The sequence below is a fragment of the Pantoea sp. Fr+CA_20 genome, assembly GCF_024520835.1.
GTDB classification, from domain to species: Bacteria; Pseudomonadota; Gammaproteobacteria; order Enterobacterales; family Enterobacteriaceae; genus Pantoea; species Pantoea allii.
Genome location: NZ_JALNPN010000029.1, coordinates 1 through 19952, shown reverse-complemented (window position 1 = coordinate 19952; position 19952 = coordinate 1). Strand labels below are relative to the sequence as shown.

Below are 19952 nucleotides of genomic sequence, written 5' to 3'. Positions count from 1 at the left end.
AGAGAAAAAGCGCTAACGGCTACCCGCTATGACGGATGTAAAAAATAGCCTGTTCGGGATGATTCATTTCATCAGGCTATCGCTGTGTGGAAGCCTGCGGTGTTCAGTTTTTTCAGTTTCGTCACGCCTTCTGTTATTAAGAAACCAGATAATAAACTCACTGTTATTTTTCACGCCAAGCTTTTTCATTACGCGTTGTTTAATATAATATGCAGCGTGTACAGGGAGTGCCATCCAGCTTGCTATCTGTTTCATATCCATTCCCGTCATAAAAAACCACGTTAATGAAATCTCATCGACCGTTAAATAAACCTGTTGTCCGTCGTTATTTTTTATTTCCATGCTGTGCTCCTTTTCAACATACATCTGTCTGATCAGGGCTCATCATAATGCTGGGATGAAGTAATGGCATTTCACGTATTCTTTGCTTATCTTAAGTCTTTAATCTTCATTTAAATCAATTGATTATTCTTGTTTTCCGATCTGATCTGCCTGAGAAAGGTCAGGTTAAGCGAAGAACATATAACGCATCATATCGCCGCTGCGCGCCAGTGCATCAAATATCGTGGGGCTTGTTGAGTCCGTGTGATATACAGACTACTCTGCGATTGCTTTTTATCGCGTTGGATCGAATGCGCGGCTGAGCCTTACGGCAATAAACACCTGCGCTTCTGGTGTTAATCCTGTTGGACAGATAACACCATTTGAATTTTGCGCAATAAACTTCTCTTTGGCTCGTTATGTATTATGCGGCTTCTGTATTTGAATAAATAGGTAAGGCTAAGGAAAGGGGAGGTAAAACGTAACGATCCCCAATCGGGTTTACATTATGTTATCGCCAGGGATTCAGGGATATATATTTCAGAATACAGGCGTGACAGGTAATTTAAATCCAGCCAGTAACAAAGAACTGAAAACAACCGGGCGAGTCGTCAACAGAACCGCCTTATGTCTTGTTTTGCGCAGTACAGAACGTCAGCCAGAGACGTGTAAACCCGCTGTGTACTTCTGCAGGACGATGGCAAAAAAGGGGAGCCATCAATGAAAAAATGCCAGGCGTGCAGAAGGCAACAGGTGAAAGCATAACCTGAATGCACAATCGTTAAGCGGCTGCATAAAACCGACACCGCTTCGCTGTAACAAAATCTTCATCCACATCAACCGCTTCATATAAACCTCTGCCGTTTCACTTGATCAAACCCATCGATCGCGATTACTGTAAATATATACAGTTATTTTGAAGGGGAGGTGAGTATGGAATTTATCAGGCCAGCAAAAGTCAGTGCGCTGTTACCGCTGCCACTGTTTATGGAGCGGGTGCCATGTGGTTTTCCGTCACCGGCTCAGGACTATGTTGAGCAACGTCTTGATTTGAACAAGCTCATCGTTCAGCACCCCAGTTCGACCTACTTTGTACGGGTAAGCGGAGAGTCGATGACCGGCGCAGGCATCAACGACGGCGATATGCTGGTGGTGGACAGCGCGCTAAGAGCCTCGCATGGCGATATCGTGGTGGCGTCCGTGGACGGAGAATTTACCGTTAAGCGTCTTCAGCTTCAGCCCTGCCTGCAACTGATGCCGATGAACCGGCAGTTTAAACCGATTGCGATTAGCACGGAAGATGCGCTGGAAGTGTTTGGCGTGGTGACCTATGTGATCAAGTCGGTTTATTAATCATGTTTGCGCTGGTGGATGTGAACAATTTTTATGCCTCCTGTGAGACGGTGTTTCGCCCCGATCTCAAAGGAAAGCCCATCATTGTGCTGTCTAACAACGACGGCTGTGTGATTGCGCGTAATGCAGAGGCAAAAGCGCTGGGCATTACCATGGCTGTGCCGTTCTTCAAAATGAGAGAGATTATTGCCCGCCACAACGTACAGGTCTTTAGCTCCAACTACGCGCTTTATGCGGATATGAGCACCAGAGTAATGACGTTGCTGGAGGAAATGGCCCCGTCGGTGGAAATCTACTCGATTGACGAGGCTTTTCTGGATTTAACGGGCGTCAGCCATTGCATGTCGCTCGACACGTTGGGCCACGAGATCAAAACCCGGATAAAAAAAGAAGTTCATCTCAACGTCTGTGTCGGCATTGCCCCCACCAAAACGCTGGCGAAGCTGGCGAATTTTGCCGCTAAAAAATGGGCAAACTACACCAAGGGTGTTGTCGATCTGTCCGATCCTGCACGTCGGCAAAAACTGCTGGTGAAGGTGCCCGTTGCGGATGTCTGGGGCGTAGGCCGACGACTCAGCCAGCGGCTTGAGGAAATGGGCATAACCTCGGCCGCGGACCTGGCGCGTCAGCGCCCCAGCCTGATTCGTAAGAACTTCAGCGTGGTGCTGGAGCGCACGGTCAGAGAATTATGTGGCGAACCCTGCCAGGATTTAGAGGCGCTCGAACCCACCAAACAACAGATCATGTGCTCACGTTCCTTCAGCAGCCGCCTCTCAGACTATGCCCAGGTGCGTGAGGCGGTCTGTACCTATGCCGAACGTGCCGCCGAAAAACTGCGTAAAGAAAACCAGTACTGCAGACAAATCGGGGTATTTCTGCGCACCAGTCCGCATGCACCCGGCGAAAATTTTTACGGTAATCAGGCGACAGGGCAACTCCTGACGCCGTCCCACGATACGCGCGATATTATTCGGGTGGCGACCGAGATGCTCGACTATATCTGGATAGAAGGACACCGCTATATCAAGGCCGGCATAGTCCTGAGTGATTTCTTCGATCATGGCGTGACGCAGTTGGATATGTTCGATGAGCGTTCGGTTAACCCAGGCCGTAACGATCTGATGCAGGTGATCGATCGGATTCATAAAGAGGGCAAAGGAAAGATGTGGTTTGCCGGGCAGGGCACGGAAAAACGCTGGGCCATGAAGCGCGAGATGTTGTCGCCTTGTTACACCACAAGGTATTCAGACCTTCTTGTCGTAAAATAACCTTTTACATCATCATATTATGATTTTTCATGACGCAAGGTGCACACGGATGCCCGATCAGTCATTTGTTGAAATCCAGTTTGTCCTCAACATAATCTTGTATCTGAAAAAGTGCGGGTAGCATGAAACCAGTACGCAGACGTCAATGCTCGCGGCTCACCCGGATCTTGCACACCTCAATCCGAAGATTCTCTTTGAACTGAGCCACCGGCTTCATTTTTTTTTAGGTGAAGGTTCCGCGTTTTACCTGAAAGAAGGACTGTTCCGGTAATGCCTGTTAGCGCGATAAGCGAACTCATCCCAGCAAAAGCAACCATCAGTCCCCCAGCTGCGAGCAGCCCGGAAAGAAGGCCAGAAAGGGCTTCAGCAGTGTTTGCCAGTGTAGAGAACGTGCCGAATGTCTTACCTGTATTCTCCGCTGGGGACAACGTCTGTATAACTGTCACAAGCGCAATATCTACAAAGGCACCGCTGATCCCAAGTATAAATGCGAGAGGAAGAAGAAAATTAAAGGAATACAGAGCGGTAAGTGACATTACAAATAAAAGCATACCGTACAAGAACCAGTACCGCATTACTCTCTCGGGTGAAGCCTGCTTTAAAAACCGACCATAGATAAGTCCACCAGTGATCGTGCCTGCGGCCATGAGAGAAAAGATCCAACTGGTTATCAGTTCCCCCTGTCCGTGACTGACTGTCATCGCAGGAATTATAAAACGCAGAACCGATCCGGTGAACAGGATGCAGACGGAAGAGCACAGTATGGTGATAAATAGCCCACGGGTGTCATAATAAAGGCCCTGAATACAGGACCAGGTTTCCTTATAAACATTTTTGATCCTGAAAGCCGATATTTTTACCGCTACCGTTTCAGAAAATGTGAAGAGGAAAATAATCGATACAGCATAGGTCAAGGTGTTAAAGAGCAGGACCCATGATTTATCCGAGAATGTGAGTATGAAGGAACAAATAAGAGGGCCTGCCACCGAAGCCGTTTCTTCGGCTACCTGCGATATACCATTAGCACCGGCAAGCCTTGATGCATCAACGGTTCTGGGCACAGCGGTCTGATAGCTTGGCTGGAAGATACTGCGGCCAATGGTTGTCAGCACAGAAGCCACGATAAGGACGGTGATACTGACCGAACCATTCAGGCTGCATATGAAAAGAAGAAGCGACACAATAAGACGCAGCCATTCGCTGAGTAAGAGGTTATGTTTAAGGCGATAATTATCTGCCATCCAGCCTCCAACCGGGCCGAAGAACAGAAAGGGAATAAACCGGAAAAAGTAAACGAAACCGGTAAGCAGATAATCATGATGTGTGCTCTCCAGCACGATAAATACGAAAACCACTTCGTATGCATAATCGCCTGTCTTTGACATAAAAAGCGAGGCGAGAAGGGTTCGGAAATTCTTAATCTTCAGCCAGTTCATGACAGTCCATTCCCATACTGAAACGCGAAGCGCCCAGCGCAGAAACGCCCTCCGCCAGTTCGGTAATTCTGACGTTCCTGAGTGCGCCATTTGAGCTGGTACGGGCGATAAAGGATGAAGCAAAGTTGAGCGCGATCCCCATACCGATACACATATGCATCCCGGTTCCGAAAGAAAGTGGTTTCTCTTTTCGACCCGGAATGAACTGGAAAGGCTCATCAAAAAACCCGGCATCGAAATTAGCCAGCGCGGTATAGAACATAACCCTGTCACCCTTTCGTAGATTCAGCCCTCTGAAGCTCAGATCCTGAGACATCACTCTTCCTACGGAGAGAACGGGGCTGTAAAAACGCGAGGCCTCAACCACTATGTCGCGGACATTATCTGCATTTACTCTCAGACTGAAGTGAGATATGGCCCAGAGCGTGGCCACAATGAGCTGCATGGTCGTCTGATGCGCAGCAATATAGGCGATAGCTCTGTCTGACGCCTGAACATCGGTGCAGGGATCACAGCCAGAAGTCATGTCTCTGCAGGCTTCAAAAACGGCCATAAAGGAATGCGCAATGTCAACAAAATGTTCCTTTCCCTTTACTCTGCCGTCGAAAAGCATACCCACATTATACGCATGATCCGACAAGTGGCGGGCAGGTTCTAACCCGACAAGCATGGCCGCAAGCGTGTTATTGAGGTTGATAAGATCATGCTCATCAAGGTATTTCTTTTCCCTGATCTGCAAAAGTGACCTTTCAATCATCTCGTCGCAGGGCAATTTTTTGAAATTTTGATGAATAAGCCGGACCACATCACTTTTACAATCGTCCCGAAAAATCAGTGACTGATTAATAAGTAACATAAAACGTTCAATGATCGCCTTTTCTTGCTGAAATATGCTGAGGGGAACAAGCATTCTGTTCTTGGTAACATAATGGCTGTTCAGCAGTTCTGAACAGCCAGCATAATCATAAATAACCCAGTGTTAATCACCTGTCAGCAATTTCATATATAATAAAAAATTAATAAAAGTTAACTTTGCATTTACATTGTTGTGATAATGATCGCGAAAAACTTAATGAAAATTATCTATTAATGCGTTGGTTTTGATTGGAAAAATATATCTGAAATATTTCGCCTAAAAAAATAATAATATTTATAGTTATTTAATCACAGGATGAAATTACTTAAACATATATCACCCTGATGTCTTGATGCTGGCATTAAAATTTTTTTAGCATGGCTACAGCTTCCTTACCCGGCGTCGAAAACTGCACCCAGTGATGCGCCGTCACGTCAAGTGCGAAAACTTTCGTATATCCCTCTGTCAATTTCAGGCTTTTGTGGCCCATCAGGCTCTGTAGCGGCTTCAGCGGAATCCCCGCATAAAGCATGTGCATGTAGCTGTGCCGGAAGGTGTGCGGCGTCACAGGAACGGAGAAAATCACACCGCCTTCCGTTGCGACCGCTACTGCACAAAGGGATGGGATAGCGTCAGGGTGAAATCTGCACGGATCAGGGCAAATGCTTCATTAATACGTGCCCGGTGTTCCACATCGTGGTCAGCCGCTTCTCTCAAACTATGCCCAGGTACGTGAGCCGGTCTGTACCTGTGCCGAACGTGCCGCCGAAAAACTGCATAAAGAAAATCAGTACTGCAGACAAATCGGGGGAGGTCTGCGCTCCACCTGCATCAGCGATTTGCCCGTGGTGAAATGATGGAACCTGCCAGGTTGAGATCGAGGTTGAGGGCAGGGCAGACAACGGAATGCTCTCATAAAGGGTTCGTTTTGTGCTGGCGCGCTGCTTAAACCTGACTTTCTGGTCTAGGATGAAACAGGTATTCATTCGCCCTTAAGGAGAACATTGTCATGTCAGAACTTAGTAAATCTCCGGTGGCAGATCAGGCTGAACATAATGCCTTTTTCCCATCAGCCTACTCTCTTGACCAGTTCACCAGCCCTAAATCCGATCTGAGCGATGCCGGGTACGCGCAACCGCACACCGGGAATAAAAAAATTCTGGTCATCTGTGCCGACGAACGCTATCTGCCGTTGGATAACGACACGCTGTTTTCAACCGGGAATCACCCGATTGAAACGTTGCTGCCTATGTACCACCTGTATCAGGCCGGCTTTCAGTTTGACGTTGCCACGCTGTCTGGACAAATGGTGAAGTTTGAACACTGGGCAATGCCACAACAGGATGAAGTGGTTGTGGGATTTTATAACCACTGTCTGTCGCTGTTCCGTTCGCCTTTGACGTTAAGTGACGTTGTAACCTCACTCACGCCCCATTCCGACTATGCCGGTGTGTTTATTCCGGGCGGGCACGGTGCATTGATTGGACTGCCTGAAAGTGAAGCGGTGGCAGAGGTTATCCGCTGGACGCTGGCAAACGATCGCCATCTGATTTCGCTGTGCCATGGCCCGGCGGCGTTTCTGGCGCTGGACAAAGGTGAAAATCCCCTTAACGGCTATGCAATCTGCGCGTTCCCGGACTCAGCCGATAAGCAAACCCCCGATATGGGTTATATGCCAGGGCACCTGACCTGGTATTTTGGCGAGAAGCTCCAGGCGATGGGGTTAACGCTGGTTAACAGTGATATCAAAGGTACCGTGCATAAAGATCGCCGCGTACTGACCGGTGACAGCCCGTTTGCCGCGAATGCCTTAGGTAAACTGGCCGCAGAAGAATTGTTAAACGCTAACCGCTAAAAGCTAAAAGGTTCGTACCCCTGTCCCGCGCCCGGCGTGGTCCAGGCCAGGCTTCTGCATTCGGGCCGGGATTCGGGGTATACTTGTGATCCACGACTGAGATACAATCACCCGCGCATATCGTTTTCGGCCGAGCCGAAGATGCCGCCTTTCAAATTGGTCGTCATGAACAGCCAAATCTCTACAGCGTATCAACACAAAGAACGAGGTCGGCCCAGAGAGTTCAATATGGAACAGGCTCTGGACCAGGCGATGATTGTGTTTCGGCAAAAGGGATATCATGCCGCATCGCTAGCCGATTTGGGTAAAGCAATGAACCTCTCTGTGGGAAGTATCTATAAAGCTTTCCAGGATAAGCGCTCCTTGTTTCTACTGGTCTTTCAGCGCTATATCGCCGTTCGCAATGAGGATTTGCGCGGGCGACTGGCCCGATTTTCTACCGGCCGCTCGAAGTTAACCGAGCTGTTACAGTTTTATCTGGATTCCTCCCGGGCGACAGAAGGGCGAACAGGTTGTCTGGTGGTAGGCAGCGCCATTGAGTTACAGGTGCTGGACGCAGAGCTGTCGCAGCTGGTTGCGCAGGTCATCAACCGTAACAAGCAATTTTTGATGGCGTTATTGCAGGAAGGGCAGCACGATGGCTCGATCTCAGCCAGTCTGGATGTTGAGACGGCGGCAGGGCTGATTTTGCGCATCGCATTTGGTATGCGCGTCACGGGCAAGGTCGCCGATGTAACCGATGAGACAGCGACTATTGCGCTGGCCCTGAAAATACTGGATTAACATTTGTCTATTTAGGAAGCGAATGTTTCCTAAATTTTGACACAACGCTGACCGTGACTGCACAACATGCGGCGCGTTGACTGGGCGGCCGAACACTCGCCGTCGCGATAAATTGATGATATTAAATGAAAAGTAATGTTCGAGGAAAAGGCGTGAAACAAGACAGGACAGAGATCGGTGAAGAGATACACGCGCTGTTAGGCAGGATTGTGTCAGGTATTCTCCAGCCCGGAGAAACGGTGACAGTACAGGAAATTATTAGCGCCCTGCATCAGCAAAGTGTTCTAACGGAGTGCGAAAAAACCAGGCTGACCTGTGAACAGGCTATCCGCATCCTGGCGCATAAACTTCACTAGCGGATAGCAATGACGGGCAGGACGTTTCCTGCATAGCAGTAATAGCAGTAACAGCAGTAACAGCAGTAACAGCATTAACAGCAGCTATGCCGCGACTGCTCTGACAAAGACCAACCCGCCTGAATAACGGCAGACCGTTGCCGCATCACCGCCCAAAGAGCAATCCAATCAGTTCACGACACAGACGCTCTTCTTCCTCACTTGCCGACAGCTCAAGGCGGCGCAGCAGCTTAGTGCAGATAGCTTTACGATGCACGTTCTGGCCTGCACGTAAAATATCAACCACGATCTGCCCCAGCATTTCTTGCTGTGAAGGCAGGCTGGCCGCAGCAAAATAACGGGAGATATCGTCGGCGCTCTGAGGTAGGCGATGGTTGTGTTGCATAGGTGCTCTCGCAGTGGTCCAAAAATAGTCAGTTGAAAGTTGCGTAAAGTTATACAATAAAATAAAACTTGTACAGCTATTTCGATGGAAAATTGTGCGGGAGGTAACAGGATGCAAGTGAAGTACGTCAAAGCAGGTGATCGGCAACAAAACGCGCCAGAAGCGGATGATGATTGCGCGGACGCAGAGCGCGCCCGCGCAGAGGGATAACCGACTGACCTGTTGAGTTAATGCTCGGTCAAATTGGCGGGCACCTGGCCGGTAACAACCATCCAGCTGAGTTCTGCCCGTTCCCGTGTCGCGACGTTAATAAAGCTTTTCAGCCATTTACGGGCATCTGCAATCTGAATCACCCGCTCGTCGTCGATTTCATTGTCCGCCATGATGCTTAGCTGACGGATCAACGAAACCACAGTTATCTCCTCATCCTGTAGTGCCAGGTTCACCGCAGCTTCACCAATAATCTTATGACCGGTAGCTTCATCGTGAAAATACATATGCAACTCCTGAGTGAGTGAGAATGTCGTCGACCCAGTAATTAGTTTAGTAAAAGAAATGCATAACGAAAGTGTTATTTCATTAGGCGTTACCTATCAAATAAACCTGCATAAAAAGTGAACTTTGCGATAAGCAGGCTAACCTCCTCAAAAGGAAGGGAAAAACACATATAAAGCGGTTTTACGGTAAAAGATTGAAGTGATTAAACCACTAGATATGTATTTATTGGCCTGAAATTAAGATAGGTACTTGACGAAAATGGACTGATATCGCGCCATTATTATGACTTTTTCAGCGGAATAACAGCGATACCGCGGCGAGAAAAGGGCCAATAACATCAAGAAATATCACGCGGGTGATTAAAAAAGCGATCTGCCTGATACGGGAGCCAGGGCAACGGGCTTCACACAGCGGCAGGGAGGCCTGTGCAACAGCTTACCTTTGCTGTGCCGCGCAAAATCCTGCAAACAATAAATGGATTTGCGATTGTCGCCTGTGGATTAACGGTTAAAACAGAAGGTCTTTAAGAAAGGGGCAGGGCAGATGGGAAATAAAAATGCCGCCCTGGGTGGGCGGCAATCATATTAGTGGGGTACTTCAGAGACAGCTTTCACGTCTGTTTTATTGATCTGCTGTTTCACACCGTTAGCATCGGTGTAACCCAGTAAACCGGCATCCGATTCAGACGGTTTGCCATCACTAATAATGGTACGACCATCGTTAGTATGAATAGCATAACTGGTACGTGTGCAACCGGTTAATGCGGCCATGCCGATCAAAACTGCCAGCGGTAAAATCAGAGTCTTCTTCATATTATTCACCTTATATCCATGATGGAATTAATTAGTTATTAAGTTCACTCATATTGCTGATCTGATCGCGATTGATTTGTTCGGTTTTGCCTGTCTGTGCGTCGCGATAGGAAACCAGTCCGGTATCGCTGTCAATTTGAGGCTTACCATCGGTCACTATGGTGCGGCCGTCTGAAGTCTTAATGGATTGATTTGAAGAGCAACCCACTAATGTTGCCAGTGAAAGGGCAAGCAAAACGGCAGCTGAGAAGGATTTAGTATGCATTTCATCTCCTTGAAGTGGACCTTGAATTAAACAGCATAGTCGCTTTTGAGATTTTTGCAGGCGTAAAAGCGAAACAGCGCAAATTACCGGATGGAAAGCGCGAATCGCTAAATCAGTTCAATAACGAACCATGTTTCTCAGAAAATTCACATTTATCCCCTGTCGTTAGGTATTTTACCTGACGCCCTATAACCTCGTTTGCAGGTTAACTCAAAAAAAGGAATCGATAATGAAATGGCAAATGGGTGCAGTTGCAGCGTTATTAATGGGCTCAGTCAGTGCGTATGCAGCAGAATCAACCAGTATGAAAAATCCACTGAGTGTTCATGTATTAAACCTGGAATCTGGCACGCCAACCCCGGGTATTTCCGTTGACCTCGAACATAAAGAGCAGGGCAAATGGGTAAAACTCGCCTCGGGTGTCACCGATAAAAACGGCAGAATTAGCGCACTGTTTCCAGATGACAAGAAATTTGAAACAGGAGATTACAAAGTCGTCTTTAAAACAGGCGATTATTATCAGAAAGTGCAGCACAAATCATTTTTTCCGGAAATTCCGGTGATATTCCATATGGACAGTAGCGAGCCGCATTACCATATTCCGTTACTGCTGAGTCCTTACGGCTATTCCACCTATCGCGGTAATTAACAGCGCCCGGCAGCGCCCTGATAACCTCCGCTGCCGGCACGTTTTACCTCATCTCGCGTCAGCAACACGCGCTGGCTGACCGCTTAACCGCAGCCCTGCGTGTATGGTCATAAAGCCTGTTTAGACGGACTCATTGAATAACGATCAGAAGCGATATGTCACCAGCAGGCTTCCGGTGGGCGATGTTTTTCGTTGCACAATCGGGCTATTGCGCGCATCCCCCGTCAACTGCGTAACGCCTGCTGCGGCAACCACGCTCCAGTCCTCATTGAACTTATGTGTCCAGTCAAGATTCATCGACCAGGCATAAACTCCCGCTCCGGCATCATATCGGGTAAACCTTGATGCGGCTGATTGGGATGCACTGACTCCGTAGTAAGTCTGCATGTATTTGTCCGTCCCCCAACTGCCGGTCAGCGCCAGCGTTACGGTATTATTCGGTGAGGTATAAAGCGGGCTATTAATGCCAAAATGCAGTGCCGCGCCATTGTTTCGTTCAGAAAATGGCACTTCAGCCTGCAATTGCAAATTAAGCCAGTCGGCCACCCCGTATCCCAGGCCAAACATACCGAGAGCCGAGCCTTTGACGTCGCCCATACCACGCAAGTAGTCGCTGCCGTCGCTCAGCGAGTCGCTGTCCACGTCGTGATCCTTCCGGCCTGCGCGATAGCTCAGCGCAGCGTTGTAATCGAATTTGCCGATGTTATTGCCGTAACCGATGCCCCGCGTGGAGCTGGCGAAGAAACCATTTGCCATTGTGTAATCCAGCACCATGGCGGTCGTGACGCGGCTTTTATCCGAACCAGAATAGCGTGGCGTCACGTTCGCGCCGCCTCCCAGAGTCAACGCGTTGTCCTGATTCTGTGCTGCCGCCAGTATCGGGGTTGCCAGTAACGCCAGGACTGTGCCCGGCAACATTTTTTTCAGGCTGCGCCCCGGGAGTGAAAGGGGGAACTTATGACGCAGTATGTTATTTCTCATTAAAGAAGTCCTCGTGGATTCAAATGATTACGATACAAGCGGGTTGTAAACGCCAGAACGCGCATTTTGCAGGCGCCCGCTAAAGTTCTCATGAGCCCAAAATGAAGAAAGGGTGAAGCAACCACAGAGGCGGCAAAGCTGATAGATTTCCTGATACCGTTTTTTTCTTCAGACGTTCTTCATTCACTGTTGATACCGTAACCATTGTGAAAATACTCCTAATCGAAGACGACCTGGATCTCGGCAACGGCGTACGTATTGCCCTTGCAGATCAAGGATTTGATGTTATATGGGTTCGCCGCAAAGAGGATGCACTGCATCAGCTTGATGTCTGCGTGCCTGAACTTGTGTTGCTCGACCTCGGATTACCCGACGGCGATGGCATGAGCCTGATGGCGTACTTGCGTCAGCAGCTCAAGGGTATTCCCGTCATCATCCTGACGGCGCGAGGCACACTGCACGATCGCCTCTGCGGGCTGGACGCGGGTGCAGACGACTATCTCGTCAAACCGTTTGTTCTCGCCGAGTTGTTGGCGAGGGTGAGAGCGCTTGCGCGCCGCAGTTATGGTTTTCAGAACGAGGCGATAGAACTGCGCGGATTATCGCTTTATGTGCCCACACGACGCGTGACCGTGAATGCACAGCATATTGAGTTGACGGCAAGTGAATACGCGCTGCTTGAAACGTTGATGTTGCGCACTGACCGCGTGCTTACTCGCAGTTTTCTGGAAGAAAGGATCTTCGGCGCAAAAGAAAATATGAGTAATGCGCTCGATGTGCATATGGGGAATTTGCGTCGCAAAATCGGCGACGGCTATGTGCGAACAGTGAGGGGCGTTGGGTATGTCATTGATACCGTACCCATTCAGAAGGGGGCAGGTTGATGCGAAATGTCTGGCGCCTTCTGAGAACCCCAACGTTCGTACGGCGAATTATGGTAGCGCAAATGCTATTGCTCACCCTGCTCTGGTGTCTTTTTCTGACTTACGTTTTGTGGGAAGACTTACGTAGCCCGCCAATATTAACGGGCAGCAAGACGTACGAAACCATTTTTACTGTGGTTAAGAATATGGACGATCGCCCGCAGGCGCGAACGAATGTGCTGGCTGCATTAAGTAAGGCAGTGCGGGAAAATTATGGCGGCGGTGAAGATCCAAAACTCTCAATCAGCCTTATCGTACGCAAGAATAAAGAGATAGTTTATGCCTCTGATGGTGCGCCAGCCGGCGTGATAAACAGCCGTTATGGAAAAATTGAGCGTGTTGAGAGTGCTGGTCGCGCCTGGACCAGCCGTACCTTAAAGTCCGGGAACGCCGACACAGAGGTCACGCTTATCACCCCTGCTGGAGGCTGGAATTTCTTTATCTACCTGAACTCGCGCGGCTACTACGTGATGCCGCTGCTGGTATGCATTCCGTTTCTTTTGTTTCCTGCGTGGCTGTCAATCCGCATTGCCATGCGCCCATGGAATAAGGTGGTAAATGAAGTGTCCTTACGCACGCCGGACGATCTCTCGCCCTTAAAAGCAGTGCCAAAGCACAGGGAGCTTCGCCAGATGGTTGACGCTGTTAATGGATTTCTTGACAGAGTGCGGGAAAGCACTGAACGGGAACGCGTTTTCATTGCCGATGCCGCTCACGAGCTGCGTACCCCCCTGGCGGCGATGCGAATCAATGTTGAGGCGTTGCAGTCTTATGTGAGCAGTGACAGCCAAAAAGAGTTGCTTGCAGGCATTATTCGCAGCAACAGCCGTGCGGCTCGTCTGGTCAATCAGTTGCTGCTGATGATGCACAGCGAAGCGCGCATTGACACGGTTATGGAGCCTTTGCAGATGACAACGCTCATACAAGAACGCATGGCCGGGCTGGCACCGCTCGCGGCGGAACGCAGGATTGAACTTGAATTCTACGCCGAAGAGGAAATCTGGGTGACTGGCGTCAGGGAGCGGTTGATGTCGCTTATCGATAACATAGTTGAAAATGCAGTGAAGTACAGCCCTGGGGGCGGGAGGGTTGAGGTGGAGTTACGATCCTTAGACCAATCCACGCAGTTACGTGTTTCAGATGCAGGGCCTGGCATTCCCGTTGAATTGAGGGAGCGCGTATTCGACAGATTTTTTCGTGATCCCAATCAGATGCAAAGCGGAAGTGGGCTGGGGCTTGCCATCGTCAAAGCCGTTGCGCAGCAACACAACAGCAGCGTACGCCTCAGTACGTCGGAAGAAGGTGGGCTGATGGTTTCGGTTAATTTCCCAAATCACAAATCCGCCTGAAAGCAAACAGCATCTTGATCCGCGCCGGCACAAGGCATTTACCTGAATGATGGAGTTAAAAGTGAAATACGTTGCTCTGACAAGTCTGTTATTTTCGCTCTCACTCAGCGGGTGTGCTATTACCGTCAGCGAACTAAAAAGCAGCCAATCCTCTTTTGACGGCAGTTTCGTGAGCAAGGCAGGGTCATCTGATACTTATCGAACCATAAGGCTCATGGCAAGGCAGTGCCTCGAATATGAGGCATATTCAGGAAATCCGGTAATCGTATTAAGCGAGTTTGATGGTGAGCGCAAAAAAGGGGAGATTAATCAGAAGTTCCTTTCACAGGGACTGTTGATTAACAACACGCTAATTGAGATCGAAAGCCCTGGTGGTGACCACGCGCAGGTCAGCCTGTATACAACCAAGAACCTCTTGAGCACGGGTATCCGGTCGCCAAAGATAAGTGATATCAAGCGCTGGGCTGACGGCGATAAAACGTGCTAGCGCGACGCTGCGAAGCATCCCTGTGATATGACTTGCGCCATATTGATTAACACACCGCAATGTTAACTAATACCTTCATCAGAGGTGAGAGCCACTGCGAACGTCCGCTTCTTGCTGTGAGTTCAATGTCGATGCAACGCTATCCTTAATCAAGCGGATTACCTGCGTCACACGCCTTACCCATCATTGTAACGACAATCACACCACCCGCTGAATCACCTACCAGAACCAGATTTTTGGCATCAATACCATTGAGTGTGAACATCAACAGAACACACAAGGATGAGCTGAATGATGCCTGTGACAGGCCACCTTACACTGGTGTTTATCCTGAAAGAATCAGTTATGATTTCATCAAAGAATTTCCGTCGGGTTAGCGACACTGCTGTACTCATTCTGGTTCAGCGGTTCAGTCCGTGTCAGACGTTTTTTAACCGGCTTGGCTACTCCCGGTGGCAACAATATTGCCGGTTACTACTAGCAAATCAGATACAGGTAACTCACTAGTGAGTGAACATTTACAGGAACGCTGTTATGAATATTGCAGGACGTCTTTTATTTCCTCTTTGTAGTCTTTACAGCTCATATTCATGTGCGGAAAACTGGTTTCTGCCATGCGCTGAAGCGTTGGATAAGCCAGAATTCAGCTTACTGAAAAAATATGTTGAATCCAGAAGCGGATCGACAGCCCCTCTTCCAGAGAATAACGATACCTGTTTCAGACTAAACAATTATCAGTTTTTAGTTAATGAGAACACTGAGGGGATTTATTTTTATGATGCTAAAAGAAGCGCCTATCATAAAGATATTCCAGGACTGCGCATGTTTACGGAAATCAAACAGGAGTTTACCGGTGGAAACCACAAGCACTACGCGCTGATATATTCATCGAATACCAATTTCAGATACAGTGACTGGTATCAGAAGTACGAGATTTTAACTCTGGTCGCGGGGAACAGTGAAAAACCCTACACCCGTTATGCGTTATTTGACTGGTATGAAGATCCGAGTTCCGGACTGTGTGGTAAGACTGAGCCAGTGTCTGATGATAAATCTGTCAGTGATGAAGTCAGTAATAAAAAAATACCTTTTGAATATGATGTATCGAAACCCAGGATTATTAATCAGAATAATGCTGATGTTGCAATATATTTTCATGTAAAGGAACAAAACTGCACAACATCAACAATCAGAGAGTATGAAAAGAAATTCATAATAATCAATGGATTATTTAAGGATGAGAGTGTCCATTGAGAAATGTAAGTAATATGCATCTTCAGATACCTGAAATATGAATCTCCAAGACTTCCGTAGTCATTTTCATTGCGACGGGATAAGTTCTAATGTCCCCTTCTCGCTCATAGATGATATTTACATGATATCAGTCCGCTCTGTGCCAGGAGCGGACCTAGAAAGAAATTATTGCGAAGCTGATCATAAATATCTGTAGTTTTTATTGACATATATAGTTTTGTCAAGGGATTTTAGTAAAAATAAATGCGTGGGTTCTTTGATGAATGATACTCATACCTAAGTATTCTAGGGTAAAACAGGGAGGTTATAATGGCATTGCCGATTGAATTCAGGAATGAAAGATCAGAATATTTAGAGGAAGAAGCAAATAAACATCAAGCACATGAGTTTTTGAATCTAACAAACGATGATTTTATGCTCCTGGGTAAATATATACAAATGTATTGTTTTATAGAGCTGAATATACATAGATTGTTTAATAAACTTGTATCAGAGGGGGTTATTACAATAAAAATAAATAAAAAAGTGAGCCTTCCATATATTTTAGATAAATTAATAGATTTAGTGAAAGCAAATTTTGTTGAATCTTCTAGAGTTGATGATATTATCGCTAAACTGAAAGAAATAAAATATCGTAGAGATTATAGAAATATTTTTGCACATTGGGCTGCAAAAAAAATCCCTAATGAAGATGGAATTATTTTTTTTACAGGGGATGCCCTAGATTATAAAAAGGTTCTCAATAAAAAAATCGATCCACAAACTGTTGCTTATACTATTTTTGATGTGGCTGATATTCGTGGGTTAGTTGATCATATCAATGATTACGAAGAATGGATAGCTCATTTCTATACTGAGATTTACGAGCGGTATAAAAAACAAGCTGACAACTGAATTAAATAAATGTCAATGCTATTATTAGTTGTATTAGCTCAGACTTGATTTGGCTCGGTTACGGCATTGAGCTAAATCTAATCTGACGGGTAGCTCTGAGCCAAAAGCGGACAAAGCTGACATCATCATGTACTAATCAATGTGACGTAAGCCAGCCAGCTAGTTGGTGACGGGAGTGAGTTGTCAAAAGTTGTAGCCCCTACCAGTGCCATCGGAGATTCTTGAGTGTACCTCTCTAAGTTACAGTTGATTCATTCTACTTACTTAATATTTATGACTTCTTTTTGGTTACTGTTTGTATTAATTGACAACTTGAAAAGTCTATAGATATGAGAAATTTTCCTTTGCAACATACTTGATTGGACGCATAAGACTTCATATATTCAATATTTTGAGAGCTAGATAGTAGCTGCTAATGATTATTGGTAATCTTATTTGTAATAAAAGTCTAGTGATTGTTTCTGGAATGTGAGAAATATCACATAAACTTAGTGCTTAGCGAAAACCTTTAGAAGCAAGGATTGAAGATGAAAAAAGATGTAAATGGATCTGAAATTTTAAGGAAGATAAGAGAGTCTAAAGGCTCTATTTACCTCGATTTAGCTCATCAACGCAGTTTTTCCTTAAATGTTTTCCAAATGAATGCATTGGAGTTAATTGAGGCAGTTCAAAAAGTAAAGGATCCTGATCAAGGTCTGCTCTTAATGATGGAAAATAACCGCGAGGCAGGTCTGCAGGCTCATCGTGAACTCAATCGACATGTTCATAACTTTGTTTCATCCTCGTCTACCTTAGTAGAGCATACGCGGGTATTCATGAGAAAAAATTACTCAGATACTCAACTTTTACAAACATATGAAACGCAAGTAGTTGCGACTTTTGCAAAATCACCAGTAGCACAATTCGTACAGGGGCTTCGTAATTACATGCTGCACAGAGGTCTGCCGGCCTCAAGCATGTTTATGAAATTTGTATCGAATCCAGGTGAAATAGATGGTTCTGGTACTATGGAAACAGGCGTACACTATGACACTGCTTCGCTTTTGGATTGGAGAGATTGGAAAGCACCAGCTCGAACATATCTTGAGCATGTGGGAGAATATCTTGATATTCATGATTTCGCAATTGAGTACCTTACACTAGTAAATCAATTCCATGAATGGCTGGATAATACTCTTTATACTCACCATCTTTCAGATCTCAATGAGCTAAAGTTACTTCAATCACAATTTCAAATGATTAACCAGAATAATGCAGAAGTCACTCTAGAAAAAATATTTGACTCCAAAAATACCGAACCATTTAGCTTTAATTCTGAGCATGTAGCTGAACTTGATAGAATATCACTTGAGATTATGGGGAAGGTTAGGCCGATCCATTTCAAAACAACAATCAGTGATTTCCCAACTGATAGACCAATAATACCTATTACTGACAAAGAGCTGATTGGACCCGTTACCTTTTGGCAGCAAGATTTGAATGGTAAACAAGCCCTAACTTTCTTCACATATGATGGAAAACCTCATGGCTTTACAGAGGATGATTATGAACATCTTGACGTTTTGATTGATTCTGTAATGAAAGCTGTCTGGGCTCCTATGAGTTTAAGTCGCAAATTTGTTGAAACAGTTTTCTTTGATTGGGTAAGACAAGAATTTCCTATAGTACAAAATCCATTTTCATTAACACTCTGCGAAATAGCTCGAGATAAGGTCAAAAATGTTGAGATTTGGGCACCTGTTGCTAATCTGGAGGTTGAACAGGGATTCGATTTTGGAACGATTCGCATCGAACCAATTACCCCATCTGCTATCGATAATATATGTAATAGAGCACCAAAAGCACCGACTGACCAAGAACTAGAGGTTAGCCAATATTTTGAAAAATTAAGGAATGACTTCCAAGGTTATGCTGCGGTAATAGTATCCATAAATGCTGAGCCTGAGTTTGCTAGTGAACGAGCTTTTCAGATTGCCCGGGACGCTGTAGGCTTACTAACATTCTTTTCGCCATCGGCCCCTACATCTTATCTTTTCAATCCAGTTGCATTATCAGGCGCTGAATATATTCCGTCATCTAAGTTAATCACTTTGTTTGAAGGGGGATATGGTCATTATGAAGGCATTTTGCCAAAAAAAATAGCATATTGGCGCCTTTCGGCTCAGCAGATTAAAGCTCTAAATACAGATATATTTGAAACTGCTGGTTCTCTTATTATCGATGATGAACTGAGTGAGTTCGCCGCTGCAGTGCGAGGAAGTATCTTAACTTACACAAAAGGTACTAATTTACTAGCATCAAAGGAGCGCCTGAGAAGTTGTTTATCTGCTCTGGAGATGATTTTATTAAGACACGATATGGAACCAAGAGCTCATTGTATAGCAAAAAGAATGAGTGTAATTATTTCAATGAACGGAATTGATGATGCAAATGAAGTTAAGAGAATAGCCCAGCAAATTCACTGGTTACTTGAGCAACCGCAGCAGACAGAGCTAAGTCATCGTGAAAACGAACTTATTTCCTTATTTACTAATTACACATACAATGTTCTGTACCTGGCTCTTGGAAATGCAAGGTCGTTTCATTCAAAAAAACAATTTATTAATGAAATTGATAGAATAGGAAACATAACTGAATGAAAGTGTTGAACGTGAGATGAATCCATTCACTGTTGTAAATGATGGTTAAGTAATCATAGGGATGCCTATAGAGACATCCCTATGATTTAAGTGTAAGCCTTTATCACTTTCAATAAGAAAGTTTATATAACTTCCTTCGATGACGAGATAGTGAGCATTTAAAATACATTCTTATATTTAGTGTTTTCTGTAACTTAAAATTTCGACCAAATAGGTACTTCGTGAGCGTGAGATTACCACGCCAAAGCTTTTTTGTGATCTGGTGGTAGAGTAGAAAATCTTACGGGGGCTTTGGGGTGGTATCTATCAAAACATAATATGGTAAATTACATATAATTCCATAGACTGTTTGGTTATGTTTTGTTCCTATCAGAGTCTGAAGGCGAGATGCATTGCAATATCCTGATTAAGTGGCAAATTAATACGATAAAATGGCAAACGTCCGCTTCTCGCTGTGAGTTCAACCGATGGATGCAACACACTGGCTAAACCGCTCTGCGGGTGATTCATATGACCTGCTCCCCGTTGATTAATACACCGCGATGTTAGTAATGTCTTCATAAGCCACATGAGGACATTCCCATGAAG

At 46.0% G+C, this 19952-nt stretch carries 20 protein-coding genes and 2 pseudogenes; 12 read left to right on the top strand and 10 right to left on the bottom strand.

The genetic code is table 11. The annotated features are described in order from the left end of the window. Nucleotides 1-63: 63 nt before the first annotated feature. Nucleotides 64-342 carry a hypothetical protein gene (locus NR177_RS22145; protein WP_256853638.1) on the bottom strand — a complete coding sequence of 93 codons (279 nt, stop codon included), beginning with the start codon at nucleotides 340-342 and terminating at the stop codon, nucleotides 64-66. A 912-nt stretch (nucleotides 343-1254) separates the two neighbouring features. Between NR177_RS22145 and umuD the strand changes: the two genes are divergently transcribed. Together umuD and umuC are read left to right on the top strand one after the other, a co-directional pair. Continuing rightward, nucleotides 1255-1674 (top strand): translesion error-prone DNA polymerase V autoproteolytic subunit, encoded by a 420-nt coding sequence (gene umuD / locus NR177_RS22140; RefSeq protein WP_063879427.1) that lies wholly within the window; start codon nucleotides 1255-1257, stop codon nucleotides 1672-1674. Nucleotides 1675-1676: 2 nt separating this feature from the next. Continuing rightward, complete coding sequence (gene umuC, locus NR177_RS22135; protein ID WP_256853637.1) at nucleotides 1677-2942, top strand: translesion error-prone DNA polymerase V subunit UmuC; 1266 nt, start codon at nucleotides 1677-1679, stop codon at nucleotides 2940-2942. A 176-nt stretch (nucleotides 2943-3118) separates the two neighbouring features. Here the strand turns inward: umuC and NR177_RS22130 are convergent, their stop codons facing one another. The 3 genes and pseudogenes from NR177_RS22130 to NR177_RS22120 form a co-directional block, all read right to left on the bottom strand. Beyond that, the gene (locus NR177_RS22130) at nucleotides 3119-4378 is read right to left on the bottom strand and encodes an MFS transporter (protein WP_145393301.1); all 1260 of its coding nucleotides are present in this window, start codon (nucleotides 4376-4378) and stop codon (nucleotides 3119-3121) included. Beyond that, complete coding sequence (locus NR177_RS22125; protein ID WP_256853636.1) at nucleotides 4359-5288, bottom strand: cytochrome P450; 930 nt, start codon at nucleotides 5286-5288, stop codon at nucleotides 4359-4361. Before NR177_RS22125 ends, NR177_RS22130 begins: the two co-directional genes overlap by 20 nt. Nucleotides 5289-5595: 307 nt before the next feature. Continuing rightward, a pseudogene (locus NR177_RS22120) lies at nucleotides 5596-5829 on the bottom strand (tyrosine-type recombinase/integrase); the annotation flags it as partial. A 414-nt stretch (nucleotides 5830-6243) separates the two neighbouring features. Between NR177_RS22120 and hchA the strand changes: the two are divergent. From hchA to NR177_RS22105, 3 genes are all read left to right on the top strand, one after another. After that, nucleotides 6244-7089 (top strand): glyoxalase III HchA, encoded by an 846-nt coding sequence (gene hchA, locus NR177_RS22115; protein WP_096012636.1) that lies wholly within the window; start codon nucleotides 6244-6246, stop codon nucleotides 7087-7089. A 141-nt stretch (nucleotides 7090-7230) separates the two neighbouring features. After that, on the top strand, nucleotides 7231-7872 hold the full coding sequence (locus NR177_RS22110) for a TetR/AcrR family transcriptional regulator (protein WP_256853635.1): 642 nt from the start codon (nucleotides 7231-7233) through the stop codon (nucleotides 7870-7872). 152 nt (nucleotides 7873-8024) lie between these two features. Beyond that, complete coding sequence (locus NR177_RS22105) at nucleotides 8025-8228, top strand: hypothetical protein (protein WP_096012634.1); 204 nt, start codon at nucleotides 8025-8027, stop codon at nucleotides 8226-8228. A gap of 145 nt (nucleotides 8229-8373) precedes the next feature. Here NR177_RS22105 and ycgZ read toward each other — a convergent pair whose 3' ends face one another. The 4 genes from ycgZ to NR177_RS22085 all read right to left on the bottom strand — a co-directional run bounded on the left by ycgZ (nucleotide 8374) and on the right by NR177_RS22085 (nucleotide 10188). Continuing rightward, nucleotides 8374-8613, bottom strand: coding sequence for a regulatory protein YcgZ (gene ycgZ / locus NR177_RS22100; protein ID WP_256853634.1), 240 nt, complete (start codon nucleotides 8611-8613; stop codon nucleotides 8374-8376). A 227-nt stretch (nucleotides 8614-8840) separates the two neighbouring features. Next, on the bottom strand, nucleotides 8841-9110 hold the full coding sequence (locus NR177_RS22095; RefSeq protein WP_063879433.1) for a hypothetical protein: 270 nt from the start codon (nucleotides 9108-9110) through the stop codon (nucleotides 8841-8843). A 585-nt stretch (nucleotides 9111-9695) separates the two neighbouring features. Continuing rightward, nucleotides 9696-9923: a YgdI/YgdR family lipoprotein gene (locus NR177_RS22090; RefSeq protein ID WP_063879434.1), complete on the bottom strand. Its 228-nt coding sequence runs from the start codon at nucleotides 9921-9923 to the stop codon at nucleotides 9696-9698. 31 nt (nucleotides 9924-9954) lie between these two features. Next, nucleotides 9955-10188 carry a YgdI/YgdR family lipoprotein gene (locus NR177_RS22085; protein WP_063879435.1) on the bottom strand — a complete coding sequence of 78 codons (234 nt, stop codon included), beginning with the start codon at nucleotides 10186-10188 and terminating at the stop codon, nucleotides 9955-9957. 229 nt (nucleotides 10189-10417) lie between these two features. Here NR177_RS22085 and uraH point away from each other — a divergent pair, with 229 nt between their 5' ends. Further along, nucleotides 10418-10837: a hydroxyisourate hydrolase gene (gene uraH, locus NR177_RS22080; protein ID WP_096012633.1), complete on the top strand. Its 420-nt coding sequence runs from the start codon at nucleotides 10418-10420 to the stop codon at nucleotides 10835-10837. A 144-nt stretch (nucleotides 10838-10981) separates the two neighbouring features. Here uraH and NR177_RS22075 read toward each other — a convergent pair whose 3' ends face one another. After that, nucleotides 10982-11818 (bottom strand): MipA/OmpV family protein, encoded by an 837-nt coding sequence (locus NR177_RS22075; protein WP_256853633.1) that lies wholly within the window; start codon nucleotides 11816-11818, stop codon nucleotides 10982-10984. Between the two features lie 206 nt (nucleotides 11819-12024). Between NR177_RS22075 and NR177_RS22070 the strand changes: the two genes are divergently transcribed. The 6 genes from NR177_RS22070 (at nucleotide 12025) to NR177_RS22040 (ending at nucleotide 19364) form a co-directional block, all read left to right on the top strand. After that, nucleotides 12025-12702, top strand: a complete 678-nt coding sequence (locus NR177_RS22070; RefSeq protein WP_063879438.1) for a response regulator transcription factor — start codon at nucleotides 12025-12027, stop codon at nucleotides 12700-12702. After that, complete coding sequence (locus NR177_RS22065; RefSeq protein ID WP_256853645.1) at nucleotides 12702-14090, top strand: HAMP domain-containing sensor histidine kinase; 1389 nt, start codon at nucleotides 12702-12704, stop codon at nucleotides 14088-14090. Before NR177_RS22070 ends, NR177_RS22065 begins: the two co-directional genes overlap by 1 nt. A gap of 49 nt (nucleotides 14091-14139) precedes the next feature. Beyond that, entirely contained in the window at nucleotides 14140-14577 is a 438-nt protein-coding gene (locus NR177_RS22060) for a hypothetical protein (RefSeq protein WP_372340346.1), read from the top strand. 534 nt (nucleotides 14578-15111) lie between these two features. Further along, the gene (locus tag NR177_RS22050; RefSeq protein ID WP_256853630.1) at nucleotides 15112-15831 is read left to right on the top strand and encodes a hypothetical protein; all 720 of its coding nucleotides are present in this window, start codon (nucleotides 15112-15114) and stop codon (nucleotides 15829-15831) included. Between the two features lie 309 nt (nucleotides 15832-16140). Then, nucleotides 16141-16725 (top strand): hypothetical protein, encoded by a 585-nt coding sequence (locus tag NR177_RS22045; RefSeq protein WP_256853629.1) that lies wholly within the window; start codon nucleotides 16141-16143, stop codon nucleotides 16723-16725. A 527-nt stretch (nucleotides 16726-17252) separates the two neighbouring features. After that, nucleotides 17253-19364, top strand: a complete 2112-nt coding sequence (locus NR177_RS22040; RefSeq protein ID WP_256853628.1) for a hypothetical protein — start codon at nucleotides 17253-17255, stop codon at nucleotides 19362-19364. A 369-nt stretch (nucleotides 19365-19733) separates the two neighbouring features. Here the strand turns inward: NR177_RS22040 and NR177_RS22035 are convergent. Beyond that, nucleotides 19734-19952, bottom strand: a pseudogene (locus NR177_RS22035) (hypothetical protein); the annotation flags it as partial.

Bases quoted from the DNA above. Each gene is read 5' to 3' on its own strand.
- hchA (WP_096012636.1), top strand. From the start codon at position 6,244: ATGTCAGAACTTAGTAAATCTCCGGTGGCAGATCAGGCTGAACATAAT.
- NR177_RS22085 (WP_063879435.1), bottom strand. From the start codon at position 10,188: ATGCATACTAAATCCTTCTCAGCTGCCGTTTTGCTTGCCCTTTCACTG.
- NR177_RS22145 (WP_256853638.1), bottom strand. From the start codon at position 342: ATGGAAATAAAAAATAACGACGGACAACAGGTTTATTTAACGGTCGAT.
- umuC (WP_256853637.1), top strand. From the start codon at position 1,677: ATGTTTGCGCTGGTGGATGTGAACAATTTTTATGCCTCCTGTGAGACG.
- NR177_RS22045 (WP_256853629.1), top strand. From the start codon at position 16,141: ATGGCATTGCCGATTGAATTCAGGAATGAAAGATCAGAATATTTAGAG.
- NR177_RS22050 (WP_256853630.1), top strand. From the start codon at position 15,112: ATGAATATTGCAGGACGTCTTTTATTTCCTCTTTGTAGTCTTTACAGC.
- NR177_RS22075 (WP_256853633.1), bottom strand. From the start codon at position 11,818: ATGAGAAATAACATACTGCGTCATAAGTTCCCCCTTTCACTCCCGGGG.
- NR177_RS22090 (WP_063879434.1), bottom strand. From the start codon at position 9,923: ATGAAGAAGACTCTGATTTTACCGCTGGCAGTTTTGATCGGCATGGCC.
- NR177_RS22065 (WP_256853645.1), top strand. From the start codon at position 12,702: ATGCGAAATGTCTGGCGCCTTCTGAGAACCCCAACGTTCGTACGGCGA.
- uraH (WP_096012633.1), top strand. From the start codon at position 10,418: ATGAAATGGCAAATGGGTGCAGTTGCAGCGTTATTAATGGGCTCAGTC.
- umuD (WP_063879427.1), top strand. From the start codon at position 1,255: ATGGAATTTATCAGGCCAGCAAAAGTCAGTGCGCTGTTACCGCTGCCA.
- NR177_RS22060 (WP_372340346.1), top strand. From the start codon at position 14,140: ATGGAGTTAAAAGTGAAATACGTTGCTCTGACAAGTCTGTTATTTTCG.
- NR177_RS22130 (WP_145393301.1), bottom strand. From the start codon at position 4,378: ATGAACTGGCTGAAGATTAAGAATTTCCGAACCCTTCTCGCCTCGCTT.
- NR177_RS22110 (WP_256853635.1), top strand. From the start codon at position 7,231: ATGCCGCCTTTCAAATTGGTCGTCATGAACAGCCAAATCTCTACAGCG.
- NR177_RS22095 (WP_063879433.1), bottom strand. From the start codon at position 9,110: ATGTATTTTCACGATGAAGCTACCGGTCATAAGATTATTGGTGAAGCT.
- NR177_RS22125 (WP_256853636.1), bottom strand. From the start codon at position 5,288: ATGCTTGTTCCCCTCAGCATATTTCAGCAAGAAAAGGCGATCATTGAA.
- ycgZ (WP_256853634.1), bottom strand. From the start codon at position 8,613: ATGCAACACAACCATCGCCTACCTCAGAGCGCCGACGATATCTCCCGT.
- NR177_RS22040 (WP_256853628.1), top strand. From the start codon at position 17,253: ATGAAAAAAGATGTAAATGGATCTGAAATTTTAAGGAAGATAAGAGAG.